This window comes from Streptomyces sp. NPDC048484, from assembly GCF_040651415.1.
Taxonomy (GTDB): domain Bacteria; phylum Actinomycetota; class Actinomycetes; order Streptomycetales; family Streptomycetaceae; genus Streptomyces.
In genome coordinates, this window is record NZ_JBEZJY010000075.1 from 19,745 (window position 1) to 30,714 (window position 10,970).

Below are 10,970 nucleotides of genomic sequence, written 5' to 3' on the forward strand. Positions count from 1 at the left end.
CTGCTTCACCCGTTCGTGTCGCCCATCCAGGAGGCCGGACTGACGCCGTCGCGTCGCCAAACCCGGCCCGGAGCAACGCCGTTCGGCTGAAGTCGCCCACGTCGCCCACTACGAGCGCCGGGATACGAGCACCATGAGGGGCACGGGAACAACGCGGCCCGCCCCACCAACCCGCAAGCCGCACAAGGCGCCTGGGCCGGCATCACGCCGGGGCTCAGCCGGGTCCCGGACGCGGTTCCGAGCCCTGGACCCTGTGCTCCGCGCCCTGGAGTCTGTGCCGGACAGCGCGTCCGAACCCGGGCTCAGTTCTGAGAGGGCAGCGAGGCTGCCCCGCTCCCGGTGCCCGGTTCCAGGGCGTCGAGCGCGCGCCGCAACCCCGTGAGTTTGCGTTCGAGATGGGCCGCGGTCGCCACCGCCGCCGCGTCCGCCGAATCGTCGTCCAGCTGTTTGGAGAGAGCCTCGGCCTGTTCCTCGACGGCCGCGAGGCGCGCGGAGAGTTCGGCGAGCAGTCCGGCCGGCTCCTTGGCATCGCCGAGGGCCGCCCTGCCGCCACCGCCCTCCAGCTGGAGCCGCAGCAGCGCCGCCTGCTCCCGGAGTTGGCAGTTCTTCATGTAGAGCTCGACGAAGACCGAGACCTTCGCACGCAGCACCCACGGATCGAACGGCTTGGAGATGTAGTCCACCGCACCCGCCGCGTATCCCCGGAAGGTGTGGTGCGGGCCGTGATTGATCGCCGTGAGGAAGATGATCGGGATGTCCCGGGTTCGTTCTCGCCTCTTGATGTGCGCGGCGGTTTCGAAACCGTCCATGCCCGGCATCTGGACGTCCAGCAGAATGACCGCGAAGTCGTCCGTGAGCAGTGCTTTGAGCGCTTCCTCCCCGGAAGATGCCCGAACCAGTGTCTGATCGAGCGCAGAGAGGATGGCCTCCAGCGCCAGCAGATTCTCCGGCCGGTCATCGACCAGGAGGATCTTGGCCTTCTGCACCATGGCCCGCCCTCCTCGTCCCGGCAGTGCACCGGGTGCCGCCCCAGGGGACGGCTTCTGAGCGCCGCCCGTCCTTGTGCCGGTCATGGTAGCCGCACCCCGCCCGTCGCCACACCCTGTCACCGCGATGTCACTGTGCACGAAGCAGAAACGTAGCGGGAGACCAGAAGGTTCCCCGAATCCCGGGTTTCTACACAGCTCCGAGCACGGTCAGTCAGCAATCCGGCATGCCGACCTGCCACCCGACCGCCCCGTGCACGCGATCAAACCCCCACACTCACTCATCATCTGCCGCTTGGTCAAACCCCGCACTCCGCTCACTCGCCGCGCATCCATTGCTCCATCACCGAGAGCAGGTGATCGGGATCGACCGGCTTCGTCACATAGTCGGAGGCACCCGACTCGATGGCCTTCTCCCGGTCGCCCTTCATCGCCTTCGCGGTGAGCGCGATGATCGGCAGACCGGCGAACTGGGGCATCCTGCGGATCGCCGTGGTGGTCGCGTATCCGTCCATCTCCGGCATCATGATGTCCATCAGGACGACCGTGACGTCGTCGTGCTGCTCCAGGACTTCGATGCCCTCGCGGCCGTTCTCGGCGTACAGCACCGACAACCCGTGCTGCTCCAGAACGCTGGTGAGCGCGAACACGTTGCGGATGTCGTCGTCGACGATCAGCACCTTCTCGCCGTCGAAGCGGAAGACGGGGCGCGGTCGCGCGGCCACCTCCTCGCCGCCCGTGTCCCAGGCCTCCGGAGCCCGCGTCTGGGGCCCTGGCAGTGCCAGCCGCTGCTCGACCGCGGGCACCGCCCTGCGACGCCGCCTGAAGAGCGCGGCGGCCCCGCTCTGGGTCTCCTGGTACGACTTGACCTCCACCGGTGTCTCCACCCGGGCCTCGGCCTCGTCGTCCGAGCCCGCCGGCAGCGTCCCGTTCTCCAGGGGCGGGGAGAGCTGCGGGTAGCCCTGCGGCGGAAGCTCGCTCGGGTGCAGCGGCAGATACAGCGTGAACGTCGAGCCGCGTCCCGGCTCGCTCTGCGCGTGGATCTCGCCGCCCAGCAGCCGCGCGATCTCCCGCGAGATGGACAGACCCAGTCCCGTACCGCCGTACTTGCGGCTCGTCGTACCGTCCGCCTGCTTGAAGGCCTCGAAGATCACCCGCATCTTGCTCGCCGCGATGCCGATGCCCGTGTCGGTGACGGAGAACGCGATCAGATCGGCGTCCGCGTCCCGCAGCGAGCCCGCCTCCAGCAGTTGCTCGCGGATGGCGACCGGAACCTCCGCGCCCGCGGGCCGGATGACCAGTTCGACCGCTCCGGAGTCGGTGAACTTCACCGCGTTGGAGAGCAGGTTGCGCAGCACCTGGAGAAGCCGCTGTTCGTCCGTGTGCAGCGTGGCCGGCAGCTCCGGCGACACCCGTACGGAGAAATCGAGGCCCTTCTCCGCCGTCAGCGGACGGAAAGTGGCCTCTACGTAGTCGACCAGTTGCACCAGGGCGATACGTGTCGGCGACACGTCCATCTTGCCCGCCTCGACCTTCGACAGGTCGAGGATGTCGTTGATCAGCTGGAGCAGGTCGGAACCCGCCCCGTGGATCGTCTCGGCGAACTCGACCTGCTTCGGGGTGAGATTGGAGTCCGCGTTGTCCGCGAGCAGCTTGGCGAGGATCAGCAGCGAGTTGAGCGGCGTACGCAGCTCGTGCGACATGTTGGCCAGGAACTCGCTCTTGTAGCGCATGGAGACCGCGAGTTGCTCGGCGCGCTCCTCCAGGACCTGCCGCGCGTCCTCGATCTCGGTGTTCTTGACCTCGATGTCGCGGTTCTGCCGGGCCAGCAGCTCGGCCTTCTCCTCCAGTTCGGCGTTGGACTCCTGGAGCGCCTTCTGCCGGTTCTCCAGCTCCGCCGACCGCTCCCGGAGCTGCTCGGTCAGCTCCTGCGACTGCTTGAGCAGCACCTCGGTCTTGGTGTTGACCGCGATGGTGTTGACGCTCGTCGCGATCATCTCGGCGATCTGGCTGAGGAAGTCCTTCTGGATCTGCGTGAACGAGTGGAACGACGCCAGTTCGATCACACCGAGGACGGTCGTCTCGAAGAGCACCGGCAGCACGATGACATGCGCCGGAGGAGCCTCACCGAGCCCGGAGGCGATCTTCAGATACCCCGGCGGCACGTTCTCCACGAGAATCGTGCGCTGCTCCTTGGCCGCCGTCCCGATCAGCGTCTCACCGGGCCGGAACGACGTCGGCATGGAACCCATCGAATAGCCGTACGACCCGAGCATGCGCAGTTCGTACGAATCGTCCTGCGCGGCGCCCACATGCTTGCCGTCGTCCAGCGGCATCGCCAGGAAGAACGCGCCGTGCTGCGCCGAGACCACCGGAGTCAGCTCGCTCATGATGAGCGAGGCCACGTCGGCGAGGTCGCGGCGGCCCTGCATCAGACCGGAGATCCGGGCGAGGTTGCCCTTCAGCCAGTCCTGCTCCTTGTTGGCGATGGTGGTGTCGCGGAGATTCGCGATCATCTTGTTGATGTAGTCCTGAAGTTCCTGGATCTCCCCGGAGGCGTCCACGTCGATCTTCAGGTTGAGGTCACCGCGGGTCACGGCGGTCGCCACGCGCGCGATGGCACGTACCTGCCGGGTCAGGTTCCCGGCCATCTCGTTCACCGACTCGGTGAGGTCGCGCCAGGTGCCGTCGACGTCACGTACACGTGCCTGGCCACCCAACTGCCCCTCGGTGCCCACCTCGCGGGCCACCCGGGTGACCTCCTCGGCGAACGACGACAGCTGGTCGACCATCGTGTTGATGGTGGTCTTCAGCTCCAGGATCTCGCCGCGCGCGTCGATGTCGATCTTCTTGGTCAGGTCGCCCTTGGCGATGGCCGTGGTGACCATCGCGATGTTGCGCACCTGTCCGGTCAGGTTGGACGCCATGCCGTTCACGGACTCGGTGAGGTCCTTCCACGTACCGGACACGCCCGGTACGCGGGCCTGGCCGCCGAGGATGCCGTCCGTACCCACCTCGCGGGCCACCTTGGTGACCTGGTCGGCGAACGAACTCAGCGTCTTCACCATGGTGTTGAAGGTGTCGGCGAGCTGCGCGACCTCGCCGCGCGCCTCGATCGTCACCGTCCGGGTCAGGTCGCCGTTGGCGACAGCCGCCGCGACCTGGGAGATGTTGCGCACCTGAACGGTCAGGTTGTTGGCCATCAGGTTGACGTTGTCGGTGAGGTCCTTCCAGATGCCCGTGACGCCCGACGCGTGCGCCTGACCGCCCAGGATGCCCTCGGTGCCCACCTCGCGGGCCACCCGCGTCACCTGCTCGGCGAACGACGACAGCTGGTCGACCATCGTGTTGACGGTGGTGACGAGTTCGAGGATCTCGCCCTTCGCGTCAACGGTGATCTTCTTGGACAGGTCGCCCTTGGCGACGGCGGTCGTGACCTCGGCGATGTTGCGCACCTGGATCGTCAGGTTGTTCGCCATGAAGTTCACGGACTGCGTGAGGTCCTTCCAGGTGCCGGAGACACCCTGCACCTCGGCCTGACCGCCGAGCATGCCCTCCGTGCCCACCTCGCGGGCCACCCGGGTCACCTGCTCGGCGAAGTTCGACAGCTGGTCGACCATCGTGTTGAGGGTGTTCTTCAGCTCCAGGATCTCGCCGCGCGCGTCCACGTCGATCTTCTGCGACAGATCACCGCGCGCCACCGCCGTTGCCACCTGCGCGATGTTGCGCACCTGGGCGGTGAGGTTGCCGGCCATGCCGTTCACCGAGTCGGTCAGGTCCCGCCACACACCGGCGACACCCGGCACCTGCGCCTGACCGCCCAGCCGGCCGTCCGTGCCCACCTCGCGGGCCACCCGGGTCACCTGCTCGGCGAACGCGCTGAGCTGGTCGACCATGGTGTTGATGGTGTTCTTCAGTTCGAGGATCTCGCCATGCGCGTCCACCTCGATCTTCTGCGAGAGGTCGCCGCGCGCCACCGCCGTCGTCACCTGGGCGATCTGCCGTACCTGGGACGTGAGGTTCCCCGCCATGAAGTTGACGGAGTCCGTGAGGTCCTTCCACGTACCGGACACACCGTCCACGCGCGCCTGGCCGCCCAGACGGCCCTCCGTGCCCACGTCACGCGCCATCCGCGTCACCTGGTCGGCGAAGGACGACAGCTGGTCCACCATCGTGTTGACGGTGTTCTTCAGTGCGAGCATCTCGCCGGAGACGTCCACGGTGACCTTCTGCGACAGATCGCCGTTGGCCACCGCCGTCGTCACCTGGGCGATGTTCCTCACCTGTCCGGTGAGATTCCGGAACGCCGTGTTGACGGAGTCGGTGAGGTCCTTCCACGTACCGGCCGCACCGGGCACCTGAGCCTGACCGCCCAGCTCACCCTCGACACCGACCTCCCGCGCCACGCGGGTGACCTCCGCGCCGAAACTCGACAGCTGGTCGACCATCGTGTTGACGGTGTTCTTCAGCTCCAGCATCTCGCCGGCGACCTCGACGCTGACCTTCTGCGACAGATCGCCGTTGGCCACCGCAGTAGTCACTGCGGCGATGTCCCGCACCTGAGTGGTGAGATTCCGGAAGACCGTGTTCACCGAATCGGTGAGGTCCTTCCACGTTCCCGCCGCGCCCGGCACGTTCGCCTGCCCGCCGAGCCGCCCCTCGCCACCGACCTCGTTGGCGACGCGGGTGACCTCGTCCGCGAACGTCCGCAGCGTCTCGGTCATCTGGTTGATCGTCTCGGCGAGCTGCGCGACCTCACCGCGTGCGGAGACGGTCACCTTCTGGGACAGATCACCGTTGGCGACCGCCGTCGTGACCTGGGCGATGCCCCGCACCTGCGCGGTCAGATTGCCGGCCATGAGGTTCACCGAATCGGTGAGGTCCTTCCACACGCCGGCCACACCGGGCACCTGCGCCTGCCCACCGAGCTCACCCTCGGTGCCCACCTCGCGCGCTACTCGCGTCACCTCGGAGGAGAACGAGGACAGCTGGTCCACCATCGTGTTGACGGTGTTCTTCAGCTCCAGCATCTCACCGGCCACGTGAACCGTGACCTTTCGGGACAGGTCACCCTTGGCGACCGCCGTCGTCACCAGCGCGATGTCCCGCACCTGGGCCGTCAGCCGGTACGCCATCGTGTTGACCGAGTCCGTGAGGTCCTTCCACGAACCGGACATACCGCGCACCCGGGCCTGGCCGCCCAGCTTGCCCTCGGTGCCGACCTCACTGGCCACCCGCGTGACCTCGTCGGTGAACGTGGACAGCTGGTCGACCAGGTTGTTGACCGTGCGCCCGACCTTCAGGAACTCGCCACGCAGCGGATGCCCGTTGCCATCGGCGGCCTGTGCCCGCAGCTCCATACGCGGCGACAGGTCGCCCTCCGCCACCGCGGACAGCACCCTGCCGACCTCAGAGACGGGCCGTACGAGATCGTCGACGAGCGCGTTGGACGCGTCGATCGCCGCGGCCCAGGAGCCCTCACAGGCGCCCGTCTCCAGCCGCTCCGTGAGCTTTCCCTCACGTCCGACCATGCGCCGCACCCGCGACAGCTCGCCCGTCAGCTGCAGGTTCCGGTCGCCCACTTCATTGAAAACCGCCGCGATCTCGGACATCACGCCATCGCCGGAGACCGTGAGCCTCTTGCGGAAGTTGCCGTCCCGCATCGACACCAGGGCAGCCAGCAGCCTGTTAAGGGCCGCTGTGTCCACCTCTGTGGTGCCATTGCGCGGTTTGCTCTGGTTACTCAGGGACTGTCCGCCTTTCGCGCGCGTCTTAGTGCCCCGCGTCGCTGCGCCAGACTCCACTGTGTCCCTCCCGCAAGGGTCGACCATTACTGCTCGGCGTACTCGGGTACTACTGCTCCGCGTGCCGGAAGGCACTCAACCTGCCCGGACCTTCCCTTGGAGCTTGCCCAGTGTTTCACCATGGTTGAACCAGGCCATAACAGTTCGGCAGCTTCGCACACGGTCCGCACACCCTCCGGACGTAAACACTGGCAACCGGCATCCGCATGGACGGCGAAGGTAAGTAACCTTGCATCCGGCTGTCCAGCCGCGCCGGTCGTTCCGGCCTGGGCGGTGGCACGAGCACGAGCGGGCAGGCATCGGAGGGCACCGCACCATGACCACCGGACTGCATCCTGGGGGATCGCCCCAGGATCCCCGGCCGACCGAGAATCAGTTCCTGCCCCGGCAGGGGCGGGTCGGCCACGGAGCCCTGCCCGCCGACGACCGGACAAGGAATTCTGTGATCACCGCGCGCGCGGCCGCCAGCTTCGACCCTGTCGGGCGGTCCGTCGCGACCGCTCGTTCCTTCGTCCGTGACACCCTCCAGGGCTGGGGCTTCGCCGACATCGTCGACGACGCCGTGGTCCTCACCAGTGAACTGGTCACCAACGCGGTGGTCCACGCCGGCACGTCCGCGGACGTCCTGTGCCTTCGCAGCGACGACGGCGTACGGATCGAGGTGGCGGACCACTACCCGGAACGTGAGATTCCACTCCAGGGCAGCGTCCAGAACATGGGCAATCCCGACCGCGAGGGCGGCCGCGGCCTCCAACTCTGCGCCGCCCTGGCCAGCCGCTGGGGTGTCGAGTACACGCCCACCCACAAGCAGGTCTGGTTCCAGCTGGGCCTGCCCGAGCGCGCGGTGGGCACCCGCACCGCGGGCCCCTCGCTCCCCGCCCACCTGCTTCCGCTCGCCGACGGCCGCGTGCGCGTGGCGGTCGTCCAGATCGACCGCGTCGGCGCCATCAACGCCTGGAACGAGGACGCGGAGGAACTCTTCGGCTACGCGGCCGAGCAGGTCATCGGCAAACCGCTGACGGACCTCGCGGCCTGGCCCCACACTCCCGGCACCAGCACCGGCATCGTCGAGGCCCTCCAGCTCTCCCGCTGGGAGGGCAGCTACGGACTGCGCGGCGCCAACGGCCGCGTCACACCCGTCTACGCCTCCCACCTGCGCGTACGCGACACCGGCGGCGAGCCCTCCACGGTCTGCCTCCTGGTACGCGATCATGAACGGGCGGTTCTCCAGACCCCCTTGCGCGTCTCGGCCACGGACACGACCACCAGTTCCGAGGGCCATGCCTCGGACCCCTTCGAGATCTTCATCGGCTCCCCGGCCCCGGACGACCTCGACGGACTCCTCCAGCGCACCGTGGAGCGCGCCCGCGACATGCTCGACGCCGACTCCGCCTTCCTGCTCCTGGCGACCGACGACGAAACAGAGCTGGAGGTACGCGCCTCCACCGGCCTCCCCTCGGCCCGCCAGCGCTTCGCCCGCGTCCCTGTGGAGGCGGGTACCGGGCGTTACGGCTCGGCCCGCATGCCGGCCGTCCACGAGGACCTCACGGCCGTCCCAGGGGCCGTACCGCTCCTCAGTGGCACCGGCATGCGCTCGGTCGTCACGGTGCCCCTCAAGGTGGAAGGCCGGCTCACCGGCTCGCTCGGCGTGGCGGCCGAGTCGCCGGGCCGCTACTCGAACGAGGAGGCCCTGCGCCTCCAGTTCGCCGCCGACCGCATCGCGCTCGCCGTCGAGTCGGCCCGTCTGGGCGAACTGGAGCGTCTGCGCCGCGGCTCGCTGTCCTTCCTCGTCGAGGCCTCGGACCTCCTCGCGGGCACACTGGACCGCGACCAGACGCTGGCTCTGATGGCCCAGATGACGGTCCCGACCCTGGCCACCTGGTGCGCCGTCTACACGATCGCCGACCAGGCCTCGGACCCGTACCTCTCGTACGTCCTCCACGAGGACGAGGAACGCATCGACGGTCTCAAGGCCCTCCTGTCGAAGATCGCCCCTCCGGACCCGGTCCCCACTCCGGGCGCCCGGGTCTGGGCCGCTCCGGCGGAGGCGGCCCACACGGCCGCCCTGCGCACCTCCATGCGCAGCCTCGGCCTGGGCGAGCCCGCCACGGTCAGCTCCGGCATCGGTACGACACTGGCTACGGCCGGTGCGGTCGGCGGCGAGACCGTCGTACTGCCGCTGGTGGCCCGCAACCGCGTCATCGGCATGCTGACGCTCGGCAAGCCGACGGACGAGCACTTCCGCCAGGAAATCCTGGAGCTGGCCGAGGACCTGAGCCGCAGGGCTGCTCTCGCCCTGGACAACGCCCGCCTGTACTCGGAGCGCACGGCCATCAGCCAGTCCCTCCAGCGCAGCCTCCTGCCCCCGGAACTGCCCCACATCGACGGCGTGGAGGTCGAGGTCATCTACCGCGCGGCAGGCGAGGGCAACGAGGTCGGCGGCGACTTCTACGACCTCTTCCCCATCCGCGACGGCGCCTACGGCTTCGCCATCGGCGACGTCTGCGGTACGGGACCGGAGGCGGCCGCGGTCACCGGGCTCGCCCGGCACGCGCTGCGCCTGCTGGCCCGCGAGGGTTACGGGGGCCCGGCGGTCCTGGAGCGCCTGAACTCCGCGATCCTCGACGAGGGGGCCCGCAGCCGCTTCCTGACGCTCCTGTACGGGGAGTTGTGGCCCCAGGAGGACGGCTCGGCGCTCCTCAAGGTGGTCTGCGCCGGCCACCCGCTTCCCCTGCGCCTCCGTCAGGACGGCACGGTGGAACCGGCCGCCGAACCTCAGCCGCTGCTCGGCGTCATGGACGACCTGGAGCTGTACGAGCAGACGGTGACGCTCGACCCTGGAGACGTCCTGCTGTGCGTGACGGACGGCGTCACCGAACGCCGCGAGGGCACCCGCATGCTGGGCGACGACGGCCTCGCCGACGTCCTCACCACCTGCACGGGTCTGACGGCCGGTGCGGTGGCCGCCCGCATCATGCGCGCGGTGGAGCGCTTCGCGAGCGACGCCCCGTCCGACGACATGGCCATTCTGGCGATGCGCGTCCCGGGTCTGCAGAACGACTGATCCCGCAGCCCCCGCCCGGCCCCGGGATACGCAAAAGGCCCCCGCCCTATAGGAAAGGCCCCCGCCCTATAGGGCGGGGGCCTTTTCTGTCTGAGCCCCCAAACGGAATCGAACCGTTGACCTTCTCCTTACCATGGAGACGCTCTACCGACTGAGCTATAGGGGCCTGTTGCTTTCGGGGTCTCCCCCTTGGCAACGAAATAGAGCATACCCCGAACGCCGGTGTGCTCCCAACTGCGTTCGAGGAACTAGAAGGCAGGCTGGAGCAGTCCACCGAGGGCATTGCACGCCGATACGATCCGCTGCATCTCCCGCTTCGTCAACGACGCGTCGACAGGCAGCGCCAGTGTCTCGTCGGCGGCCCGCTCGGTCTCCGGCAGACAGACGTCCCGCCGGAACGCGGGCATCCGGTGCACAGGCGTCTTGACCGGCACCCGGCACTCGACGCCCTTGGCCCGCACGGCCCGGGCGAAGGCATCCCGATCCGGCCGCCCGTTCCCCGGCACCCGCACGATGTACTGCTGGTACGTGTGCCCCACACACCGCTCCGGTGTCCGTACACCCCTCAACCGCCCGTCGAGCAGGTTCGCATGCGCCCTGCGCTCCTCGACCTCGGCGTACGGCGCATCGGCCTCACCCTGTTCGAGCACCAACAGCCCGCGCCGCTGACCGACATCCCACAGGCGCGGCATGTCAGCGAGCCGCCCGAAGCGGTGAACGGCCACCAGGGCGACCGTCCGTGGCCCGACAGCAGCCTCCACCTCGGCGGCGTCCAGACAGTACGTGGCCGGATCTATGTCGGCGAACACCGGCAACGCGCCGGCCAGGATCACTTCCTCGGCGACCTCGACGTTCCCGAACGCGGGGACGATGACCTCGTCACCGGCTCCGACACCCGCGGCCCTGAGCATTGCAGCAGTACCCATGCCGTTGATGTTGGTCGCGCAACGTGAACTCCAAGTGACACACAACAAAAAAGAGCTGGTCCCTGAACCTAAGTTCAGGGACCAGCTCTATTAAAATTTGTTCGGCGGCGTCCTACTCTCCCACAGGGTCCCCCCTGCAGTACCATCGGCGCTGTAAGGCTTAGCTTCCGGGTTCGAAATGTAACCGGGC

The 10,970-nt window shown here is 68.3% G+C and carries 4 protein-coding genes, 1 tRNA gene and 1 rRNA gene; 1 reads left to right on the top strand and 5 read right to left on the bottom strand.

The features are described from left to right. Positions 1-302: 302 nt before the first annotated feature. Both AB0D14_RS41730 and AB0D14_RS41735 read right to left on the bottom strand, forming a co-directional pair. Positions 303-989, bottom strand: a complete 687-nt coding sequence (locus AB0D14_RS41730) for a response regulator (protein WP_362789775.1) — start codon at positions 987-989, stop codon at positions 303-305. A gap of 314 nt (positions 990-1,303) precedes the next feature. After that, complete coding sequence (locus tag AB0D14_RS41735; protein ID WP_362789778.1) at positions 1,304-6,790, bottom strand: HAMP domain-containing protein; 5,487 nt, start codon at positions 6,788-6,790, stop codon at positions 1,304-1,306. A 316-nt stretch (positions 6,791-7,106) separates the two neighbouring features. Between AB0D14_RS41735 and AB0D14_RS41740 the strand changes: the two genes are divergently transcribed. After that, the gene (locus tag AB0D14_RS41740) at positions 7,107-9,854 is read left to right on the top strand and encodes a SpoIIE family protein phosphatase (protein WP_362789781.1); all 2,748 of its coding nucleotides are present in this window, start codon (positions 7,107-7,109) and stop codon (positions 9,852-9,854) included. A gap of 93 nt (positions 9,855-9,947) precedes the next feature. Here AB0D14_RS41740 and AB0D14_RS41745 read toward each other — a convergent pair. The 3 genes from AB0D14_RS41745 to rrf all read right to left on the bottom strand — a co-directional run. Then, positions 9,948-10,020: transfer RNA gene (locus tag AB0D14_RS41745), tRNA-Thr, on the bottom strand. 82 nt (positions 10,021-10,102) lie between these two features. Next, entirely contained in the window at positions 10,103-10,765 is a 663-nt protein-coding gene (locus tag AB0D14_RS41750; RefSeq protein ID WP_362789786.1) for a DegT/DnrJ/EryC1/StrS family aminotransferase, read from the bottom strand. A gap of 114 nt (positions 10,766-10,879) precedes the next feature. Beyond that, a 5S ribosomal RNA gene (gene rrf, locus AB0D14_RS41755) occupies positions 10,880-10,970 on the bottom strand; the annotation flags it as partial.